Here is a 21,983-nt window from a genome sequence, read left to right on the forward strand (position 1 = left end):
TAGGAATAACAGACGCAAGCCAACCGCTACACTTAATGCAAAAACGCAAACAGGAAGAAAACATGACAACCGCTCAGCCCGATAAAACGGGTATGCATATTTTGCTCAAACTGGCCGCTTTGGTGGTGATCCTTGCGGGCATCCATGCCGCGGCGGATATCATTGTGCAACTGCTATTGGCGCTCTTTTTTGCCATCGTATTGAACCCGCTGGTCACCTGGTTTATTCGCCGGGGGGTGCGTCGCCCGGTAGCCATTACGTTAGTGGTCGTGGTAATGCTGATTGTTCTTACGGCGCTGGTTGGCGTGCTTGCATCGTCGATCACTGAGTTCATGGCCATGTTGCCAAAATACAATAAGGAGTTGACGCGCAAAGTTCTGTATCTGCAAGAAATGGTCCCCTTTCTGAACCTGCATATGTCCCCGGAGCGCATGCTGCAACGGATGGACTCCGACAAACTGATGACCTTCACGACCACGCTAATGACGAGTCTTTCCGGCGCCATGGCCAGCGTCGTCCTGTTGGTAATGACGGTCGTCTTTATGCTGTTTGAAGTGCGCCACGTTCCCTATAAGCTGCGCTTCGCGTTAAACAATCCGCAGATTCATATTGCGGGACTGCATCGGGCGCTGAAGGGCGTTTCACACTATCTGGCGCTGAAAACGTTGCTCAGCTTATGGACCGGCGCCATTGTCTGGCTGGGGCTGGCGCTGATGGGGATTCAGTTTGCTCTGATGTGGGGCGTGCTGGCATTCCTGCTAAACTACGTGCCCAATATTGGCTCGGTCATTTCCGCCGTCCCGCCCATGGTTCAGGCGCTGCTGTTCAACGGCATTTACGAATGCGTGCTGGTTGGCGCGCTGTTTCTGGTCGTGCATATGGTGATTGGTAATATTCTCGAACCCCGTATGATGGGGCACCGCCTGGGATTATCGACGCTGATCGTCTTTCTCTCCCTGTTGGTATGGGGATGGCTGCTCGGCCCGGTCGGCATGTTACTCTCCGTGCCGTTAACCAGCGTGTGTAAAATCTGGATGGAAACCACCAAAGGCGGCAGCAAACTGGCAATTTTGCTGGGACCAGGCAGACCCAAAAGTCGATTACCGGGATAAACTTGCAAATGGCACGTGAAGAATGATACACAACCCCATTATTACTAAAGGTTAGTCCTGATATGTATCAGATCGTTCTTGGGAAAGTTTCTGTTTTAAGCGCTGGCGAACTGCCTGCCGCGATGAAAGAGCAAGCGCCGCAAGGTGCTCGCCGGGCACGCTGGCTGGCAGGCCGCGTGCTGCTTTCCCATGCCCTTTCGCCATTGCCGGACATTGTCTACGGTGAACAAGGAAAACCTGCCTTTCCCGCTGATACGCCTCTGTGGTTCAATCTCAGCCATAGCGGCGATGACATCGTCCTGCTGCTCAGCGACGAAGGGGAAGTCGGCTGCGATATTGAAGTCGTGCGCCCGCGCGATAACTGGCAGACGCTGGCAAACACGGTGTTCAGTCTCGGAGAACATGCCGAAGTAGAGGCCGAACGCCCGGAGCAACAGCTGGCGGCGTTCTGGCGTATCTGGACGCGTAAAGAAGCTATTGTGAAACAGCGTGGCGGCAGCGCCTGGCAAATCGTCAGCGTCGATAGCACCGCGCTGACCTCCTCACTCTCCGTCAGCCAGTGCCAGATCGATACCCTGAGCCTGGCGGTGTGCACCCCCACGCCATTTACCCTGACCGCCGACGCCGTGCAGCGTCTGGAAGCCTTAGCGTAAATTTTCCGGGAAGTTTTTCGGCAACTCACTCGCCGCGCAGGCAATCACGTCGTCATTGTTTGCCCCGCAGTCACGCACGAAGGTGATGGTCGCGAACTCATCAATCACCTCGGTTGGATACGCCGGACCCGCATCGCGATACGACATCATCAACGGAATATGATCATTCTGGAAGCACACCGTTTTTTCCGGATTGTTAATCACCCAGCGCGGGAAAAAGATGGTGCCGTGAAAGAGTTTGTCGCCCAGGTTTACGATCAGGCTGACGTCGGTCCCGGTCGGTTCGGTCCAGGAAATTTTATAAACACTCGCCCCTACCCGCACAATATACGCCCGCTGATCTTTCACCCAACGATTACCCACAATACCGCTGTGAATGCGGTAATCCAGCGTGGTCTCATTTTTTACGTAGATCTCGTAATTCCAGCCATTATCGTAGGTATAGACCAGATGTTTGCCGACAAATTCGCTCAAATCATGTTTATCAAAAGCGCTCATATTCGTTCTCCTCTTACTTGATGCGAAGATCTTAACGCTTCAAAAATTGGATGAATAACGCTATGTTTACATCATATTCATTCAATTTTTAGATGAGTTATGCACAAAACAACCCTCGAACAATGGGCCCTGCTGGAGAAAGTGGTGGAACTGGGCAGCTTTGCGAAAGCCGCGGAAGAGACCAACCGTAGCCAGTCATCGGTAAGCTACAATCTGGCGCTACTGCAGGAGCGACTCGGCGTGCCGCTGCTGACGCCGGAAGGCCGCAGGGCGGTTTTAACCCCGGCGGGCGAGTTGTTGCTAGCTCAGGTCAAACCGTTACTGAAGGCCTTTTTATGGGTGGAGACCCGGGCAGCAACGTTGCAAAACGGCACGCGAACACGGCTGGATTTGCTGGTGGATAGTATCTTCCCACGCAAACGCCTGTTCGCGATCCTCAAGCAGTTTCAGCTGGCGTGGCCGCAAACGCAGGTGCGGCTGACCGAGGTACTGGAAAATGCAGACGACAGGCTGGCAGCGCATGCCGATGCGGACGTAATGGTCCTGACCCGGCGTCAGGATGTTACCGGGCGTGGTGAATGGCTGATGAACATTGACTTCGTGGCCGTTGCCCATCGCGATCACCCGCTCTGCACTCTTGATGCACCGCTGGATGAAGACGCATTACGCGCGTGGCCACTGATTCGCATTGCCGATCGCGACAACCCGCAGCAACCGGTGCGCGATGCCTGGACCTTCTCTACCATTGATGCCGCGATTGATGCTGTCATGTATCAGGTCGGTTACGGCTGGCTGCCTGAGGAGCGTATTCAGACGCAACTGGCCCAGGGGCTTTTACGTCCGCTGCCGTTAAGCCATGGCGCTCGCCGCGCCACGCCGCTGCATCTGATCGTTAAAGATACGCTCGCCCCGCTGGATGAACAGGTCAGTACCCTGCTGCGTTTATTGCGGGAGCATTAACCTTTTCCCCGGATGCCTGACGTATGTTACAAAATACGCTATTCCCTTTATTCCCTGTGCGCCAACGCGCCACATGAAAGGTTAATTGCAGATGCAACGAGTCACCATTACCCTCGATGACGATTTACTGGAAACGCTCGACGGCCTGAGCCAGCGCCGTGGCTACAACAACCGTTCCGAAGCGATCCGCGATATTCTGCGCGGCGCACTGGCGCAAGAAACCACCCAGGAGCACGGCACCCAAGGCTTCGCGGTACTCTCATATGTTTATGAGCATGAGAAACGCGACCTGGCGAGCCGTATTGTTTCCACCCAGCACCACCACCATGATTTATCGGTCGCCACATTACATGTGCATATCAACCATGACGACTGCCTGGAAATCGCTGTGCTGAAAGGTGACATGGGCGATGTGCAGCATTTTGCCGATGACGTCATTTCCCAGCGCGGCGTACGCCACGGTCATTTGCAGTGCCTGCCGAAAGAAGAGTGATTGCCTGTTTCGTTGCCGGATGGCGGCTGCGCCTTATCCGGCAATAATGTTTACGCCATCGTGCCGATCGTCTTGCGAAAACGCAGCAGCGCTATCAGGAAGAACGCCCCGCCAATCGCCAGCAGCGTCAGGAACTGCGGCCAGACGATGTTAAACCCGGCCCCGCGATAAAGTATCGCCTGCGCGAGGCTGACAAAGTGGGTGGTCGGCATGGTCAGCATAATGTCCTGCACCGCCTGCGGCATGCTTTCACGCGGCGTGGAGCCGCCGGAGAGCATCTGTAACGGCAGCAGCACCAGAATCATCAGCAGCCCCAGTTGCGGCATGGAACGCGCCAGCGTACCCATAAATATGCCGATCGAGGTGGTGGCGAACAGGCTCAGCGCCACGCCCAGCATAAACAGCGGTATCGAGCCTTCAATTGGCACCCCGAGTACGCCTTTTACCATCAGCATCAGCGACAGACCGGAAACCACCAGCACCACCAGTCCCATCGACCAGATTTTCGCCATCATTATCTCAAACGGTGTCACCGGCATCACCAGCAGGTGCTCAATGGTCCCATGTTCGCGCTCGCGGATCAGCGCCGACCCGGTAAGCACAATCGCCAGCATGGTAATGTTATTGATAATTGCCATTACCGCGCCAAAGCGGGCAGGCTCCAGGTTGGGGTTGAAGCGCATGCGCATTTCCAGCGCCACCGGCGGCTCATTATTATCGCGGTAACGCGCCACAAAACTGTTCACTTCACCACTAATGATATTCTGGATATAGCTGTTGCCGGTGAAGGCCTGGCTCATCCGCGTGGCATCGACGTTGACCTGGATATCCGGCTGTCGCCCGGCCAGCACATCACGCTGAAAATCAGGCGGAATGTTCACAGCGAAGGTGTAGCGACCGGCATCCAGCCCGGCATCCATCTCATCGGCGGTGATCATCTCCGGCGGCAAAAACCACGGGCGATAAAAGCTGTTCACAATCCGGTTCGACAACTGCGACTGGTCCATATCCGCGATGGCAATCGGCGCCAGATGTAGCGACCCCGGCAGGACAGTTGCGGAGGAGTAAACCGAAATCGTGAAGGCGAAAACGATCAGCGTCAGCATCGCTTTGTCACCCAGCAGACTGCGTAACTCTTTGATGCCAAGGTTATAAATATTGCGTAATCGGCGCATCACCCCTCCTGTTTTTTCAGCAGTAATACGCTCAGACCAACCACTACAGGAATAGCGATTGCCAGCGGGATAAATAGCTGCCAAAGATCCGCCAGATCCAGCGCTTTAGAGAACGTCCCGCGCGCAATGGTCAGAAAATGGCTGGTCGGATAAATTTCACCAATCCAGCGTCCCGGCCCTTCCAACGAGGCCACCGGATCGATCATCCCGGAAAACTGTGTCGCCGGGATCAGCGTAATAATCGCCGTACCAAAAATGGCGGCGATCTGGCTTTTCATAAACGTAGAGATTAACAAGCCCAGTCCGGTAGCAATGGTGACGTACAGCAGCGCGGCCAGCGTCAGTGTTAAAAAGCTACCCTTATGCGGGACGCCGAAGACAAACACCGACAGCGCACATAGCAGCAGGAAGTTCAGCATTCCCAGCACGATGTAAGGCAGCTGTTTGCCGAGCAAAAACTCGCTGCGGGTGGTGGGCGTAACGTACAGGTTGATAATCGACCCCAGCTCTTTTTCGCGCACCACACTGAGTGCGCTGAGCATGGAAGGAATCATCATCAACAGCAGCGGGATCACCGCCGGAACAATCGCCGGCAGACTCTTCACATCCGGGTTGTAACGATAGCGCGTCTCGATGGTCATCAGCCCGTTTTGCCCGCTGGCATTGGGCTGACGGGCCATCACATCCTGCAGCCAGGTCTGGTGCATCGCCTGTACATAGCCTCTGACCGTTTCTGCGCGGCTCGGCATCGCCCCATCAACCCAGACGCCAATCTTCACCGGCGTTCCACGCGCGATATCGCGGCCAAAATTGGGCGGGATTTCAATGGCTACTGCCACCTCGCCCGAACGCATCCGTTTGTCCAGTTCGTCATAACTGGTGAGCGGCGGCTGCTCGATAAAATAGCGCGACCCTGCCAGATTCAACGTCCACGCCTGGCTACTGACGGTCTGGTCACGATCGAGCACCGAAAAACGCAGGTTTTCCACATCCATACTGATGCCGTAGCCCATAATCAGCATCAGGATCACCGTCCCCATCAGCGCCAGCGTGGAGCGCACCGGATCGCGTCGCAGCTCCAGCGCTTCACGCCGACTGTAGCTGAACAAACGCCGCAGGCTAAAGCCCTGGCGTGGCGGCTGATTATTTTCATGCACCACCGGCGTATCCGCTTGCGAAAGCGTAGTCTCCGGCGCCGGACCAGCCGCTTCCTGTAACCAGGAGATAAACGCCTCTTCCAGACTGGCGGCACCGCGTTGCTTCACCAGTTCCTGCGGCGTGCCGCTGGCCAGCACTTTTCCGGCATGCATCAGCGACATGCGATCGCAGCGCTCCGCTTCATTCATAAAGTGGGTGGAGATAAAAATGGTCACTTTATCCTGGCGCGACAAATCAACCATCAATTGCCAGAACATGTCCCTCGCCACCGGATCGACCCCGGAGGTCGGCTCATCAAGAATGAGCATTTCCGGGCGATGAATCACTGCCACCGCCAGCGACAGGCGTTGACGGATCCCCAACGGCAGAGCGCCGGGCAACGCGTCTTCGACATCGGCCAAGCTAAAGCGCTCGCTCATCTCTTGTACGCGTTGAGGGATTTCTGCCTCGGGGATATGGAACAGCCGCGCGTGGAGTTCGAGGTTTTGCCGCACGGTCAGCTCGCTATAGAGCGAAAACGCCTGTGACATATAGCCTACCCGGCGGCGGGTATCGATATTCTTCGGGTCAACCGCTTGCCCAAACAGCCATGCCTCGCCTTCGCTTGCGGGCAGCAGCCCGGTGAGCATCTTCATGGTGGTAGATTTGCCGCAGCCATTGGAGCCGAGAAAACCGAAGATTTCCCCGCGCGGAATGCGAAAGTTAACGTGGTCAACGGCGACGAACTTGCCGAAGCGCATGGTCAAATCTTTCGCCTCAATGGCAATCTCTTCCCGCTCAGCGTGATACGGCGGGATCACCACCGGTTTGTGTGCCTGACGCTGGGCTTCGGGTAACAGCGCGATAAACGCCTGCTCCAGCGTATCGCTGGCGGTTTGTTCCCGTAGCTGTTGTGCGCTCCCGGTGGCTAACACCTCCCCGGCGTTCATCGCCACCAGCCAGTCGAAGCGCTCGGCTTCTTCCATGTAGGCGGTCGCAACCAGTACGCTCATGTTGGTCTGGCGCTGGCGAATACTGTCAATCAGATCCCAGAACTGAGCGCGGGACAGGGGATCGACCCCGGTGGTGGGTTCATCGAGAATTAATAGCTCCGGGTCGTGGATCAACGCGCAGCACAGCCCCAGCTTTTGTTTCATCCCCCCCGAGAGTTTCCCGGCAGGACGATCGCGAAACGGCGCCAGGCCGGTACTATTTAGCAGCTCGGTAATCCGCGCTTCGCGTTCCGCTTTATCATGACCAAACAGGCGGGCAAAGAAATCGACGTTCTCATACACCGACAGCGTGTGATACAGGTTTTTCCCCAGCCCCTGCGGCATCCAGGCAATGCGCGGGCAGACATCCCGGCGGTGCTGCGGGTCGCGCATATCGCCGCCCAGCACCATCACGTTGCCGTGTTCAATGACCCGCGCGCCGGAGATGAGCGACAACAAGCTCGATTTCCCAACGCCATCCGGGCCAATCAACCCCACCATGCAACGGGCGGGAATATCCAGCGTGATATTGTTCAGCGCGACCGTTTTCCCGTAATGCTGACTCACGCCGTCAAGGTGCGCCACGGGAGGAACGGGAACCAGTGCCAGATGCGTCATTGCGGCAACCTCGCCATCAGATCCTCAGGCCAGGCGCGATTTTCATCGACACGCACCCACGCCATGCCCGGCAGACCGGTTTTCACGTACTCGAGGTGCTGCTGCAACAGCTCTGGCGGGATACGCGCTTTGACGCGGAACATCAGCTTCAGCCGTTCATCACTGGTTTCCACCGTTTTCGGCGTGAACTGCGCGACGCTGGCCACAAAGCTGATGGTCGCCGGAATACGCAGATCCGGCGCGGCGTCCAGCACCAGTCGCGCTTCGCCGCCAATCTTCAGTAAGCCAGCCTGTTCGGTAGGTAAGAAGAACGTCATGTAGACATCGCTGAGATCGACCATATTCAGCACACGCCCACCCGCGGAAAGCACTTCGCCCGGTTCGGCTACGCGATACTGTACGCGACCATCGCGCGGAGCTTTCAGCTCACTGTCATCAATATCAGCGGCAATGCGACGTTCGGTAGCCTGTGCGGCTTCTACGCGGGTCTGCGCCTGAATGATGCTGGTACGAGCGGCTTCAATTGCCGCTTTGGCCGCAGAGACCTGCGCCTTTGCCGACTCCAGCGCGGCACGTGCACTTTCCGCCGCGGCCCGATCGTCATCCAGTTGTTGCTCGGACACCGCCCCTCGCTGGGATAGCGAACGGGAACGCACATGACGTTTAGAGACCGACTGCAGTTCCGCCTCACGCTGTTTTACCACCGACTGCGCGGCGCGCATTTCACTTTGCCGCTGTTCCAGCAACGCTCGCGCCGCCGCCACCGCGCTTTCGGCTTCTTTGATTTGCGCGATCGCCTCCAGCCGCTGTTCCTGCAGCACGCGGGTATCCATTTTCGCCAGCACCTCGCCCTGACGGACAAACTGCCCTTCCGAAACGAGGATGGTATCAATACGCCCGGCAATCTTAGTGGCAATATCCACTTCGGTGGCTTCAATTCTGCCGTTGCTGGCTGCAAACCCCTCCGGTATTCCCGCAGGGCGCAGCATCCACCAGGCTATCGCGGCCACCACCAAAAGAACACCCGCTCCCCACCACATCAGATGACGCTTAAACTTATCCATATTCGACCCGCCGTAATCCCTGTTATCAAACGTTGCGTGTCACAAAGCCCACTGAACAGCTATTCAGCGGGAGATTCCATCCGGGATGAGAAGGAATGAAAAACAATGGCCATTGAGCGAGCAGGCGTTAAGGCAACGCGCGCCGCGAAGGAAGTGAATGACGAAAATGCTGTGAAATCGGGTAGTAATGTTGTCATCATCAGCGTTCCTGGCCGGAAATGAAACACGCATACTCATAACTGCTGTCTATTGAATACTAACACCTGGATTCAATATGTCTATTCGGTTGTAGTGGGGATATTACCGCCGACAAAGCGTGTCTGGTGATCCACTCACCGGACACGTTCAGGGTTTAATAAGCCTGCTGGTAAAGCCGCAACGCATCGTCTTCATTAAGCGTAACGGGATTATTGCCCAGCAAGCGGGTCTGCTGCATGGCATCCTGCGCCAATATCGCCAGACCGTCTGCGGGAACACCAACGTCACGTAGCCTGTTCGGCGCCCCGGTTGCCGCAATAATGCTTACCATCCCGGCAATAAACGACTGGGCATCGATATCCACGTTTCCTGTCACCTGCGCCCCAATGACGGGAGCCAGCTCGGCATAAAGTGGGGCCGTTACCGCCACGTTAAACTGCAGCACCGGAACCAACATTAGCGCATTCGACAAGCCGTGCGGGATATGGTGTCTGGCACCCAAGGGATAAGCCAGCGCATGCACCGCCGCCACCGGAGAGTTAGCGAAAGCCTGTCCTGCCAGCATCGCGCCCAGCAGCACATTTTCTCGCGCTTCACGGTTGTGCCCGTCACGACATGCGGTCACCAGATAGCGACTGATTAAACGTAACGCTTCGCGGGCCAGCGCGTCCGAGAGTGGGTTTTTCTTATGCTTGCCGGTATAGGCCTCAATCGCATGCACCATCGCATCTATCCCGGCGGCGGCAGTATGGACAGGAGGAAGTCCCAGGGTCAGTTGCGCATCCAATAGCACCAAATCGCCATACAGTTGCGAGGAGACAATGCCCATTTTGCTGTCATCGTTGGTCGTCAAAATTGCAATATTGGTGACTTCAGACCCAGTGCCGGCGGTGGTGGGAATGTTAACCAGCGGTAGGCGTTTCCCGGTGACCTTGTCGATGCCGTAAAGCTCCGCCAGGTCTTGTTCAGCGTTGATTAATACAGCCACCAGCTTCGCGACATCGAGCGAGGAACCGCCCCCCAGACCAATAACCATCTCGCAGTTACCATCGCGGGCAACCTGTAAAGCTTCGCGAACGAGGCGCTCGTGTGGGTCGGGTTGGACCCGATCATAAACCGTCACCTGAAACCCTGCGTCGTGCAGACTGTGCAGAACCGGCGGTAAAACCCCTGCCTTGACCAGACCGGGATCGGTCACCAGCAATACACGACGCACGCTAAACCGTGGCTGAAGGATCTCTCCTAACCGTGACGCCCCCGCCCACTCGACGATGATTTCCGCTACCGTGGTAAACGCAAAATCCTTCATGACTTTGTTCATTGAGGTATTCCTTGCAGTGAAAATGGACAGCTTTTAGCAATGCGGTTCATCGGGATGAATGTGAAAGCTTTTCACCTCTTTACGCGCCAGCATCGGGGCAATAATGCCAGTGCCAATACGTTGGAAATGTTCCGTTTGCCGGTGAAGTTCCAGCCCCTCTGCACAACGATAAGTTTCAAGAATCACAAAGCGATCGCCATCTTCCGTGGAGCGGAAAAACTCATACGATATATTTTCAGGCTCCTGACGCGTTGCCCCTGCCAGTATTCTGAGCGCGTCGTTAACCTTGTCACCCATCGTCGGTTGGGCAAAATAATGTGCAACGACAAACAGCTGCGTGTTTTCCATTTTTGGCTCCCGGTGGTTTAACGTAGCAAATTCACATCCCATAACGCGCTGTCGCTGCTTGATACAGCTATCGCGCCGTGCAACAGCGCCGTCCGGGCATGTTCCTCATTGCAGACAAACCCGGAGGCCACAATCGGCGGCAACACATTACGATCGGCCTGCGGCAGCAACGGCAGCATCTGTGCAGGCATCAGTTGCACATAATCGGGTTCGCTTTGCTCCACGGCTTTGAGGCTGCGTAGCCAGGTGGAGCGGTCGGTGACGAAGATTTTCTGCATGGTGATCAGCCCGCATTTTTTCGCGCGCTGTACGGTTTGCAGACGCGTGGAAAGCAACCCCATCGCCCCCGTTTCGGCCACATAATCAATGCCGCCTTTATCCTGAGACAGCCCATTACAACTGTCGATATTCACGATGACGTACTTTCCCGCCTTCGACAGCAGTTCGATCACCGGCTGAAGCTTGATCAGATCGATATTGGCAATAATGCAGACTTCAGCTTTGCTGGACAGTGCGGTTTTCAGTTGCTCAATACCGTAAATCGCCATGATGACGGGCTGGCGTGCCAGAAGCACGCCAAGGTTTTTTATCATGATTGACCTGCCTGATGCGCGTGAAGCTGGGCGCTTAAGCCCAGCTTGCCCGGGTTAAGGATATTCTGCGGATCCAGCGCTTTTTTAATATCAGCCAGAACCGACAGCGATTCGCCTAAAGAAGCCTGCATGTAGGGGGAACGGAGCAACCCGACGCCATGGTGATGGCTAAGGGAAGTATTGTGTTTAATCAGTACCGCATTTGCCGCATCCCATGCCGCACGATACCAGGCCGCACGCTGCTCGACGGGTACATCGCCACGCAGCGAGAAGTAAAGACATGCGCCATCGACATAGGCATGAGACTGATGCGCTGACCCCGCCAGCGTGCCCGGTACGGCGTTGATCGCTGCCACCACATCATCATAAACCGCGCTGAGATCGCGCCAACGCCCCACCATTTCCAGCGTATCCGCCACCAGGCCGGGGCTTTTCTTAAAGCCTTCGGCGCTTTTTCCCGTCAGATACCGGGTATCCAGCCAGCGCTCAAAGATAGATTCACCGTCAAGTTCTTCTCCGCTCTGCTGACAAATACGTTCACTGATCGCCAGCACCGCGTCGACAATGTCGGGCTCTCCTTCATCCGCAATCAACAGGACATTGGTCTCGGGCAGGCCAAACTGCACGCCGCTTTCCAGGTTATCGTACAAGCGCAGTGCCGCTGGATTAGCGCCATGCTGTAAGATTTCACGACACGCCTCCAGCCCACTGGCAAAACTGGAAAAGCCCCAGGCGATGGCACGGCCATAATCCGGCAGACGATGTAGCTTCAAACGCACACGTACAATCACGCCCAGCGTGCCTTCCGAACCGATAAACATTTGCTGTAAATCAGGTCCGATAGCGCTGCGGGCATAACCGCCAACGGTGATTAAGCGCCCATCAGCCAGCACCACATCCATGCCAAAAACCATATCTTCAATTTTTCCGTAGCGTGTAGATAGCTGTCCCGCACCGCGACAGGCAACCCAACCGCCGACAGTACTGATCCCAAACGATGACGGCCAGTGCCCCATGGTCATGCCATACTCTTTTTGAATAGTTTTCTCGAAAATATCGCCAAACATGCCGGCTTCTACCTCAACAATCTGGCTTTGCGGGTCAAAATCGAGCAATTTGTTGAGTTCGCAAACGTCGAGCACAATCCCCCCGCGCAACGGCAATGCGGCTCCGGTAACGTTACTGCGCCCGGCAGAAACTGTGACCGGAATAGCGGATTCACTGGCGAGGCGCATTACGTCCTGAATCTGTTCTACGGTAGAAACGCGTACAATCACGCCTTTTGAGGTGGCGGGCGCGCCCTGGGTTTCCGCAATCATCGAACCGGCCCACCAGTCGCGGGTCCAGGTAATCACATCGGACTCCGACGTCAGCACCTCATCAGCAATCACCCGCAGCCGGTCACACGTCGCTTCGCTAACCGCAACGGGATCTACCTGCATTCCTTTTGCGCCATTGCTGCGGGTGATATCCGTTGCCCATGCGGGGCGAGTATGTGCGCCAACGGTATAGTTTCCACGGTTGTAACCACGTTTAATCGCTTCTTTACTGATCATTCTGATGTCCCCATAAGCATTGATTTTTCATGTTTAATTGCGGCCTGATAGCTGGCTACCTGTTTTGCCACCTGTTCAGGCTGTAACCGGAGTTCTTGTTGCAGTATCTCCCCAACGCGTTCAGCGGCAGCGGCTGACGCATCGCGTGCCATCAGACGCGCGCGAATTCGACGCGACAGCACATCATCAATGGTGCTGGCAAGCTCATGGCGTACGGCATACACCACTTCCGCTTCGGTGTAGGGAAGCCCTTCCACAATAGGTTTAACCAGCGAGGGATCGGCCTGAATAATGTCACTGACAAAATGCGCTTCGGTGCCATAGCGCTCGCCCAGATGCGCAGACAGGCCGCCAGAGGCCAGAATGGCCTGTGGGTCATAGCCAGCCGCGCCCAGCAAATACGCAGTTTTCGTTGAGCAGGCTTTTTTACGGCCCAGTATTTTGCTGGCCGCATCAATGGTTTCTTCCGCCATGTGGCGTGATGTCGTCAGTTTGCCGCCGACAATGGTAATCAGTCCGTCCGCTGCAACCCTGATCTCATGGTTACGCTTCATCTCAACGGTTTTGCCGCCCGCGCTACCGACAAGCGGGCGGCAACCAGCGATACTTCCCACCACATCTTCCGGGCGCAGATCCGTTTTCAGCGCCGAGTTTGCGCCTTCCAGCAGAAAGTCCAGTTCAGTGCGATTGCAGTGAACATCGTTCAAATCGCCCTGATAGTCTTCATCCGTAGTGCCCAGATAGGAGACGTTGCCCCAGCGCGTGATGGTCGCGCGCCGACTGCGTCCGGCCACCGGAATGGTCACCGTGCAATCATTGCGAATTTTCATCCACGGGATGGCGACATGAACCCCCTTCGCCGGACGGATATTCAGCGGCGATGATTCCCCTTTTTTCAGCCCACTCCAGTCACGCAACCAGACGCCCGTCGCCATAATGACCACCCGCGCTTTGACCCGGATTTCCCTGCCATCGGCATACACGATGCCCCCATTGACCTTGCCATGCTGGTCGCGTGTGGTTTCGATGACTTCGGCATGATTTGTCACCGTCGCCCCATGAAACGCCGCCGTCCGTACCAGGGCAAGCGTTAACCTGGCGTCATCAACGCGGGCATCGAAATACATAAAGCCACCGGAGAGCTGCTCTTCTTTCAGCGTTGGGCAGTGCGATAACACTTCCGCCGGAGTTAATTTTTGGTGAAGAATACCTTCCCGCCATCCCCCGGCGAGATCGTAGGTCCAGAGCAGACTTTCAAACGCAGAGGACATGCGTTTATCAAACACGCCATTCTTATCGAGTACCGGAAATAAAAAGGGCAGCCGCTGCACCAGATGGCGAGCATTGCGGCGCATGCGCTGGCGTTCGAGCAAAGAATGACGTACCAGTCCGAGGTTCCCTTGCTCGATGTAACGCAGGCCGCCGTGCACCATTTTTGATGACTTCGATGACGTCCCCGAGGCAAAATCACTCTTCTCAATTAACGCCACCCGATAGCCGCGCAGGCTGGCATCCAGCGCCGCATAGGCTCCCGTCACTCCGCCGCCGACAATCAGAATGTCGTAGGTTTCGCTTTCCAGCCGGTCCAGTTGCTCAGGACGCTGAAGACGCAACGGCTCGGCGCCGTACATATCACTGCGTGTTTTGTTTGGCTTTCGCGAAGGGAAAAACTTCATGAGTCGGCGTGCTCCTGATTAGCGGTAGTGAGGCTGCTGGCGGTTTCCATTTCGAGCGCAATACGCATCTCCCAGCGGTTGATTTTTTGTTCGCGAAGGTCATGACTGATTTTGGGTTCAAACAGACGCGCCGTTTTCAGCGTGGCGCAGGCATCAGACAACGAATCCCACAGCAGCCCATCGGCTCCCGCCAGAAACGCCGCGCCGCGTAAGCTGGCCCTCGCCGTTTCGGCCATCCGTCGTACGGGGATCCCGCTAACATCGGCCTGGATTTGCAATAACGTGTCGCTATTGGACAACCCGCCGCCTACCACCAGCTCTTGCGTTGCGATGCCGGTTGCCGCTTCATTCGCGCGCATACAGGCGGCTACCGAATGCGCAATGCCTTCCAGAATGGCGTAGGCCACCTGCGGACGCGTGGTCGAGATTGAAATACCGTTAAGCGAGGCGCGGGCATGCGGCTGCAAATGAGGAACACGCAGCCCCGTTAATGCTGGAATGAAACTCACGCCGCCAGAATCATTGGTCTGCGCAGCCAGCTCGCTGATTTGCTCGGGTGAGTCGAACCAACGCAGCTTTTCGCACACCCAGTTCAGGGCCGAACCGGTCGTCGGGACGAATGTTTCTACAGAGAAGTGCGAGCGTCCTTTTTGTCGGCGCGCGGTCATGGTGAGCGTACTTTCACAACTTTTTTTCAATGTCGGCACCGTCGGCCCCATCATTAAATCAACAAAGCTGCCGGTCCCATGCATACACAACGCCTGCCCGCGCTCAGTGCAACCCAGCCCAATAGCCCCCGCAAACTGATCCCCGGCGCAAGCCCGGATCGGGACGCTGATCCCGAGGATATCTTCACGTGTAGAGCCAAAATCATCGGTATCATCGTGCAATTCAGGCAGCAATGACGTCGGGAACCTCAGGGTCTGCAGCCATGGCAAATGGTACTGATGCTCGTTGAGGCAATACGCGCCCGCAGAGGTGGCGTTGGTGGGGGTAGTGACACATTTTTTTTCTTCCGCCAGATGCCAGAGCAACCAACTGTCAACGGTGCCAAAAACCAGTGTTCCGGCCTGGTGCGCGCTCTTCACTGCCGGTGTATTGGCGATATGGTATGACGCCCAGAGGTAAGGTGAACGTATCCCAACCGGTCGTCCAATTACCGGCAGCAGTTTCGCATCCCATTCGGGAGCAAGTCGCGCCAGCTCATCCGTAAAACGTGCATCCTGCCAGACCATCGCAGGTGCCAGCGCCTTGCCAGTGTCTGCATCCCAGAGCACCGCCGTTGAACGTTGCGTCGCAATCGCCAGCGCCACAATACGCATCTTGCTGTGCTGCGCATTAGCAATCGCTGTACGACATACCGCAATAGTGGCCTGCAAAATTTCATCAGCATCTTGTTCAACAACGCCATGGCGCTGGCTACTGACCTGAAGCGGTTGGTATTCAAGGCAGTGGACCTGGCTATTTCGCCCCACCACTGCCGCACGCGTACCAGATGTACCTTCATCAATAGCCAGAATGACATCTTCATATTCAATCATTTCGTACTCCTGTTTGATTCTGGGGCCATCGACTCGGGATAGGGTGAATGGGGTGATTCGAACTGCGGGGCGCCAGGCTCGTTATCCGGCTGAATCGTGGTGCGAGTGGGATCCCATGGGATCACAAAGCAGACGATGCTGGCGAACAACGGCACGGCGGACATGATCAGGAAGGTCGTTTGCAAGCCGTAGAGATCACGGAAAACGGGGAAGATAAACAGACCGAGCGCCGCACCTATTGCCCCGAGCGCACCGACCACGCCATTCGCGCCTGCCCGCAGTTCACTGCGAAAAGAGAGGGATGAAAGGCTTTTCCCGTTTGCACCGGGTCCACCTGAGTGACAAAGAATAAACAACGCGGGAACCAGCAAAGAGGCCCACAGCGGCATACTGTCGCTGAACAGTCCCAGCGTGAGCAGTACGAGAAAAGCCACGGCAAAACCGATCGCCGAAGAGCGGCGCAAGCCCAGACGACGACCGATTGCAGGAGACAAGAAACCACCAACAATACCAAATACGTTAAAAAATAGTGAACACAAGGTTGCGTACACAAAGTTTTTACCGAACATCGCGGCGCTAATAACCGGCAAATACCAGCCGACACCAAAATATTGGATTGACTGGCAGATCTGAACCGTAGAAGCCAGAATCGTACGCGGTAAATATACGCCACGGAATATTAGCAGTACATTTCTCGCCCCTTTTTCTGCTTGCCCAATGACAGGTTTTTGCTCCGCTTTTGGCGCCAGAATAAAATTATCACCGTATATTTTATTCATAGCGATCACAGCATCAGAAAGCCGTGATTTTCTCGCCAACCATACCGGACTTTCTACTAAATAACGGAACTGGAAAAAAAGTACGATGAGTCCACATAACGCTGTCACGGCAATAGAATAACGCCAGATAGCATCCCCAACATCCCAGGAATAAAACATCAGCGCTAATGCCAGATTTAAACAAACCGCAACATACCAAACCCCTTGCCAGGTGTTTAAACGGCTTTTTAGTTTCACTGGCGTGAACTCTGCCAGCATCGCCATGGCCACGGCAAAATCCATCCCATAAGACACGCCAACAAAGAAGCGGCCCACGATTATGGTGCTGAAACTGGAGGATGACATCACCAACAGCGCACCAATCACCGCCATTACTTTGGCGATAATCAGCGGTGGTACACGCCCCCAGCGATCGGCAATCCAGCCGCCAATGGGATTAAATAATATGGCAACCCACGATGAAAATGAGGTAAGTAACGCAACTTCAGTTGCGCTCAGATTTAAATTGCGGGTCATTGGATTTAATCCAGCACTCAGAGCTGAATTTGAAAAAGCATCAAGAAACAGGCCGCCTAATGCTAACCACCAAATAATACCGGCTCTGCCACTTATTTTTCCGCGAGAATCGATGCAATTGATAACGTCATCAACGCCACGGATTTTTATCGGATTTGAGAATGAGCATGCGGACATGGCTTTCCCCTTCATAATATTCGGAAGAAGGTCGCCATTAGCTAAAAAAATGCAATAAGAGACCATCTTAATTTCACAGATAGTCTCTTATCTAAAATCTGTATTTTTCCACTCTAGAAGGTAAGGCAAAGCGTGTCAAAGCGACTTTTTAAGCTGGCTTTAATTTTGTGATATGTAGCACAATTGTTAATCAAGCATTTAAAAAAAGTTAGGCGACAGGCGTTTATACCCGCCACCTGCGTCGGAGGTATTAAGTTAGTTTTTTTCGTTCAAATCCTGCGCGCACGCCCAGGCGCTCGACCATGCCCACTGGAAGTTGTATCCACCCAGCCAGCCGGTGACGTCCATCACTTCACCGATAAAATAGAGTCCTGGCACTTTGCGGGCTTCCATTGTGCGCGATGACAGCTCGTTGGTATCCACGCCGCCCAGCGTGACTTCAGCGGTACGATACCCTTCCGTACCGTTCGGCTGCACCCGCCATTCGGTCAGGGTCTCCACCAGCGTTTGCTGATCGCGCACGTTCAGTTGTTTCAGCGAGACATCCGGGATTTGCCCTAACTGCTGTAAACATTCCACCAGGCGTTTTGGCAACTGCATAGCAAGCGTATTCTTTAAGCTCTGATTAGGGTGGGCGCTGCGCTGTTCATCAAGGAAGCTCGCAAGGTCAACATCCGGCAACAAATTAATGCTGACAAATTCACCTGGCTGCCAAAAACTGGAAATCTGCAGCACGGCCGGACCAGAAAGCCCGCGATGCGTAAAGAGCAGGTTTTCACGAAAGACCGTACCGTCCTCGGCGGTGATAACGGAGGAAACGGATACGCCAGAGAGCACCTGAAGCTGCTCCAGCAGCGGCTTGTGTAAAGTAAAAGGCACCAGACCTGCGCGCGTCGGCAACACGTTCAGACCGAATTGTTCGGCAATTTTATAGCCAAACGGCGTCGCGCCCAGACCCGGCATCGAAAGACCACCAGAGGCGATAACCAGTTTTTTCGTGCCGACAGTCATCCCGTTCAGCGCCAGGATGAAATCTTCACCCTCCCGCTCAACGCTGAGGACTTCGCTCCGTAACCGCATAGTTACGTTACCTTTTTCACACTCGTCCACCAGCATATCGACAATTTGCTGGGCAGAATCGTCGCAAAACAGCTGACCCAACGTTTTTTCGTGCCAGGCGATACCGTGCTTGCCCACCAGATCGATAAAATCCCACTGGGTGTAACGCGCCAGCGCCGATTTGCAAAAATGCGGGTTTTGACTCAAATACGCGGCAGGTTCGACATAAAGGTTGGTAAAGTTGCAGCGGCCCCCGCCAGACATGAGGATCTTGCGTCCCGGCTTTTTACCATTATCAATCAGCAGCACACGACTACCTGCTTGTCCTGCCTGCGCGGCACAAAACATACCCGCTGCGCCAGCGCCTATAATAACGGTATCAAACCTTTCCACGTTGCGATCCTCTCTAAAAAGCGGAGGTGAATTGTAAAGATTCCTCAGTGGTCGCACCAGCGCCAAACTACCGATAAAGGGTATTTATCTGAAATATATAGGATAATTCTTTAGTGGTGTAAAACAAAGCAGGAGACAAATCAAAAAAACTCTATATTTCACTTTGCCCGCGCCGCCAAAGTCACTGATAATGCGCCGCGTTCATGTCCTCAAAATGGCGTAACGTCCTATGCTACATTTGTTTGCTGGCCTGGATTTACATACCGGGCTTTTACTATTGCTTGCTCTGGCTTTCGTGCTGTTCTATGAAGCAATTAACGGCTTCCATGACACAGCCAATGCTGTCGCAACCGTGATCTATACCCGTGCAATGCGTTCGCAATTGGCGGTGGTCATGGCTGCGTTGTTCAACTTCTTTGGTGTTTTGCTGGGTGGTCTCAGCGTAGCGTATGCCATCGTGCATATGCTGCCAACGGATCTGCTGCTAAATATGGGATCATCACATGGCCTCGCCATGGTGTTCTCCATGCTACTGGCGGCAATTATCTGGAACCTGGGTACCTGGTACTTTGGTTTACCTGCATCCAGCTCCCACACGCTGATTGGCGCGATTATCGGTATTGGTTTAACCAATGCGTTGATGAACGGCACCTCGGTGGTGGACGCACTTAACATCCCGAAAGTGATGGGGATTTTTGCCTCGCTTATCATCTCGCCGATTGTCGGCCTGGTGGTTGCTGGCGGTCTTATTTTCATTCTGCGTCGCTACTGGAGTGGTACGAAAAAACGTGCCCGTATCCACCTGACCCCGGCAGAACGTGAAAAGAAAGACGGCAAGAAAAAGCCGCCGTTCTGGACGCGTATTGCCCTGATCCTCTCCGCTATCGGCGTGGCGTTTTCTCACGGCGCGAACGATGGTCAGAAAGGCATTGGTCTGGTGATGCTGGTACTGATTGGCGTAGCGCCTGCGGGCTTCGTAGTGAATATGAATGCTTCCGGTTACGAAATTACCCGTACCCGCGATGCTATCAATAACGTCGAAGTCTTCTTCCAGCAACGCCCGGACCTGCTCAAGCAGGCGACTGGCGTTGACCAGCTGATTCCGTCCCCGACGGAAACGGTCACAACGGCATCGACAGAGTTCCATTGCCACCCGGCGAATACCATCAACGCGCTTGAGCGTGCGAAAGGTATGCTGGCGAATCTGGAAACCTACGACAAGTTAAGCGTTGAACAGCGTGGTCAGCTGCGCCGTATTATGCTGTGTATCTCTGATACTACAGATAAAGTGGTGAAATTGCCTGGCGTAAGCGCCGACGATCAACGTCTGCTGAAAAAACTGAAAGCTGATATGCTGAGCACCATTGAGTACGCGCCTATCTGGATCATTATGGCCGTCGCACTGGCGCTGGGTATTGGTACGATGATTGGCTGGCGTCGCGTAGCCACTACCATTGGTGAGAAAATCGGTAAGAAAGGCATGACCTATGCCCAGGGGATGTCGGCGCAGATGACCGCTGCAGTCTCTATCGGTCTTGCCAGCTACACCGGTATGCCCGTTTCCACCACCCACGTTCTCTCCTCTTCCGTTGCGGGAACGATGGTTGTTGATGGCGGCGGTTTACAGCGTAAAACGGTAACCAGCATTCTGATGGCCTGGGTCTTCACCCTGCCGGCGGCGATTATTCTTTCCGGGGTGCTGTACTGGCTCTCCCTGAAGCTTATCTAAGCGGATGCACGGTAAAAAAGCGGGTCAGGAAACTGACCCGCTTTTTTTGTATCTGTTGTTGGTAATCAGTGCCAGATAATCAGCGCAACCATGCTGATAAGCACCAGTCCGCATAACGCGCTGGTAAGAATGAACTGACCGCGAACCCGCTCACAGCGGCGTATAAATTCATCATCATGATGATCGCGGTAACGCTGAGCGTAGATATACCACACCAGACGCATCTGCTTGTTGGGTTGCCCATGCGAGGTAAAAAATCCCCCACCATCGACATACTGGTAAAGTAATGGATCGCAACCACGAAGTACCACTAACAGTGCGCGTAACGAAGAAAAATAGCGCGCCATATTAACAATGCAAACGACACACAAAGCCCAGAACAACGCAATGGTGCTTATCATATCTCCTCCCCGGCGACCCGCCCACGGAACTCCTTTCCGGGACTACCGCTCCCCGATACCCTACCAATCATTCAGTGAAGAGTGCTACCGAAACCGCTCGTGTTAGTATCACGCATCCGAGCGCCTCTCTAAATAGTGTAGGAGATTAGTTAATTTTTTTGCCAGAAGGTTAATCGCTATCAATGCAATTAACTAAAAAATTTGTTTAACTGCTTGGCAAGCAAGGCGGATTGACGGATTATCCTGGTCGCTATAATGTAAGGATAGTCCTTATATGATACGTTTTTACGACTGGGCTAGCCCCGCGCATAAGGTTCGCAGGACGCGAATGACGCGGCGGCAGATAAACGCCAGCAGGCTAGTCATCGACAACTTATGGAAGGAGTAACACTATGGCTTATAAACACATTCTTATCGCGGTTGATCTTTCTCCGGAAAGCAAAGTTCTGGTTGAAAAAGCGGTCTCCATGGCGCGGCCTTACAATGCTAAAGTCTCCCTTATCCACGTTGACGTAAACTATTCCGACCTGTACACCGGGCTAATCGACGTGAATCTGGGCGACATGCAGAAACGTATTTCTGAAGAAACCCACCACGCGTTAACCGAGCTGTCCACCAACGCAGGCTACCCTATCACCGAAACCCTGAGCGGTAGCGGCGACCTGGGCCAGGTTCTGGTTGATGCCATCAAAAAATACGACATGGATCTGGTCGTTTGTGGTCACCACCAGGATTTCTGGAGCAAACTGATGTCCTCCGCACGTCAACTGATCAACACCGTCCACGTCGACATGCTGATTGTTCCGTTACGTGACGACGAAGAAGCATAAAATGCTTGCCGCCGGGAGATAACCCGGCCCGCTGCAAACAGTAAAGCCTGTAAACGCCCGCTCGCGCGGGCGTTTTTGTTTTTATCATCCGGACACAATTAGTACATCAACCCAACAAACAAATCATAATTAGTGTGATCAACTAATTGGATCGAAAACTATCT

At 54.6% G+C, this 21,983-nt stretch carries 19 protein-coding genes; 6 read left to right on the forward strand and 13 right to left on the reverse strand.

The genetic code is table 11. From position 1 onward, the window contains the following. The first annotated feature begins 62 nt into the window (after positions 1 to 62). A complete protein-coding gene (locus tag FDW96_RS13590; protein ID WP_042311816.1) occupies positions 63 to 1,112 on the forward strand; it encodes an AI-2E family transporter in 1,050 nt (349 codons plus the stop codon). Positions 1,113 to 1,174: 62 nt separating this feature from the next. Beyond that, positions 1,175 to 1,765: a 4'-phosphopantetheinyl transferase AcpT gene (acpT, locus tag FDW96_RS13595; RefSeq protein WP_042311813.1), complete on the forward strand. Its 591-nt coding sequence runs from the start codon at positions 1,175 to 1,177 to the stop codon at positions 1,763 to 1,765. On the opposite strand, the gene FDW96_RS13600 is transcribed toward acpT, so the two are convergent. Continuing rightward, positions 1,757 to 2,263 carry a phenolic acid decarboxylase gene (locus tag FDW96_RS13600; RefSeq protein ID WP_042311811.1) on the reverse strand — a complete coding sequence of 169 codons (507 nt, stop codon included), beginning with the start codon at positions 2,261 to 2,263 and terminating at the stop codon, positions 1,757 to 1,759. The two genes, acpT and FDW96_RS13600, sit on opposite strands and share 9 nt — an antisense overlap. 99 nt (positions 2,264 to 2,362) lie before the next feature. Between FDW96_RS13600 and FDW96_RS13605 the strand changes: the two genes are divergently transcribed. Beyond that, positions 2,363 to 3,223 carry a LysR family transcriptional regulator gene (locus FDW96_RS13605; RefSeq protein ID WP_042311810.1) on the forward strand — a complete coding sequence of 287 codons (861 nt, stop codon included), beginning with the start codon at positions 2,363 to 2,365 and terminating at the stop codon, positions 3,221 to 3,223. Between the two features lie 91 nt (positions 3,224 to 3,314). After that, complete coding sequence (gene nikR, locus FDW96_RS13610; RefSeq protein WP_006687486.1) at positions 3,315 to 3,716, forward strand: nickel-responsive transcriptional regulator NikR; 402 nt, start codon at positions 3,315 to 3,317, stop codon at positions 3,714 to 3,716. 50 nt (positions 3,717 to 3,766) lie between these two features. Here the strand turns inward: nikR and FDW96_RS13615 are convergent, their stop codons facing one another. The 11 genes from FDW96_RS13615 to FDW96_RS13665 form a co-directional block, all read right to left on the reverse strand. Next, positions 3,767 to 4,891: an ABC transporter permease gene (locus tag FDW96_RS13615; protein WP_042311808.1), complete on the reverse strand. Its 1,125-nt coding sequence runs from the start codon at positions 4,889 to 4,891 to the stop codon at positions 3,767 to 3,769. Next, positions 4,891 to 7,638 (reverse strand): ribosome-associated ATPase/putative transporter RbbA, encoded by a 2,748-nt coding sequence (rbbA, locus tag FDW96_RS13620; protein WP_061380973.1) that lies wholly within the window; start codon positions 7,636 to 7,638, stop codon positions 4,891 to 4,893. The genes FDW96_RS13615 and rbbA overlap by 1 nt, the downstream gene beginning before the upstream one ends. Beyond that, the gene (locus tag FDW96_RS13625; RefSeq protein WP_137365824.1) at positions 7,635 to 8,702 is read right to left on the reverse strand and encodes an HlyD family secretion protein; all 1,068 of its coding nucleotides are present in this window, start codon (positions 8,700 to 8,702) and stop codon (positions 7,635 to 7,637) included. The genes rbbA and FDW96_RS13625 overlap by 4 nt, the downstream gene beginning before the upstream one ends. Before the next feature lie 352 nt (positions 8,703 to 9,054). Continuing rightward, entirely contained in the window at positions 9,055 to 10,221 is a 1,167-nt protein-coding gene (locus tag FDW96_RS13630; RefSeq protein ID WP_137365825.1) for an iron-containing alcohol dehydrogenase, read from the reverse strand. Positions 10,222 to 10,254: 33 nt separating this feature from the next. After that, the gene (locus FDW96_RS13635) at positions 10,255 to 10,569 is read right to left on the reverse strand and encodes a putative quinol monooxygenase (RefSeq protein ID WP_061380971.1); all 315 of its coding nucleotides are present in this window, start codon (positions 10,567 to 10,569) and stop codon (positions 10,255 to 10,257) included. A gap of 17 nt (positions 10,570 to 10,586) precedes the next feature. Beyond that, complete coding sequence (locus FDW96_RS13640) at positions 10,587 to 11,162, reverse strand: glycerol-3-phosphate responsive antiterminator (protein ID WP_042311797.1); 576 nt, start codon at positions 11,160 to 11,162, stop codon at positions 10,587 to 10,589. Beyond that, positions 11,159 to 12,718: an FAD-binding oxidoreductase gene (locus tag FDW96_RS13645; RefSeq protein ID WP_137365826.1), complete on the reverse strand. Its 1,560-nt coding sequence runs from the start codon at positions 12,716 to 12,718 to the stop codon at positions 11,159 to 11,161. The genes FDW96_RS13640 and FDW96_RS13645 overlap by 4 nt, the downstream gene beginning before the upstream one ends. Then, positions 12,715 to 14,394, reverse strand: coding sequence for a glycerol-3-phosphate dehydrogenase/oxidase (locus FDW96_RS13650; protein ID WP_137365827.1), 1,680 nt, complete (start codon positions 14,392 to 14,394; stop codon positions 12,715 to 12,717). The genes FDW96_RS13645 and FDW96_RS13650 overlap by 4 nt, the downstream gene beginning before the upstream one ends. Then, positions 14,391 to 15,935, reverse strand: a complete 1,545-nt coding sequence (locus FDW96_RS13655) for an FGGY family carbohydrate kinase (RefSeq protein WP_137365828.1) — start codon at positions 15,933 to 15,935, stop codon at positions 14,391 to 14,393. Before FDW96_RS13655 ends, FDW96_RS13650 begins: the two co-directional genes overlap by 4 nt. Next, positions 15,932 to 17,422, reverse strand: a complete 1,491-nt coding sequence (locus FDW96_RS13660; RefSeq protein ID WP_306463082.1) for an MFS transporter — start codon at positions 17,420 to 17,422, stop codon at positions 15,932 to 15,934. Before FDW96_RS13660 ends, FDW96_RS13655 begins: the two co-directional genes overlap by 4 nt. Positions 17,423 to 17,662: 240 nt before the next feature. Then, a complete protein-coding gene (locus tag FDW96_RS13665) occupies positions 17,663 to 18,859 on the reverse strand; it encodes an NAD(P)/FAD-dependent oxidoreductase (RefSeq protein ID WP_137365829.1) in 1,197 nt (398 codons plus the stop codon). Positions 18,860 to 19,088: 229 nt separating this feature from the next. Between FDW96_RS13665 and pitA the strand changes: the two genes are divergently transcribed. Further along, a complete protein-coding gene (pitA, locus tag FDW96_RS13670) occupies positions 19,089 to 20,588 on the forward strand; it encodes an inorganic phosphate transporter PitA (protein WP_038635082.1) in 1,500 nt (499 codons plus the stop codon). A 65-nt stretch (positions 20,589 to 20,653) separates the two neighbouring features. Here pitA and uspB read toward each other — a convergent pair whose 3' ends face one another. Beyond that, positions 20,654 to 20,989, reverse strand: coding sequence for a universal stress protein UspB (gene uspB / locus FDW96_RS13675; protein ID WP_003023371.1), 336 nt, complete (start codon positions 20,987 to 20,989; stop codon positions 20,654 to 20,656). A 392-nt stretch (positions 20,990 to 21,381) separates the two neighbouring features. On the opposite strand from uspB, the gene uspA reads away from it, so the two are divergent. Beyond that, positions 21,382 to 21,819, forward strand: coding sequence for a universal stress protein UspA (gene uspA, locus FDW96_RS13680; RefSeq protein WP_003023368.1), 438 nt, complete (start codon positions 21,382 to 21,384; stop codon positions 21,817 to 21,819). The last annotated feature ends 164 nt before the right edge of the window (positions 21,820 to 21,983 follow it).

It is taken from the genome of Citrobacter sp. TBCS-15, assembly GCF_005280815.1.
GTDB lineage: Bacteria > Pseudomonadota > Gammaproteobacteria > Enterobacterales > Enterobacteriaceae > Citrobacter > Citrobacter werkmanii.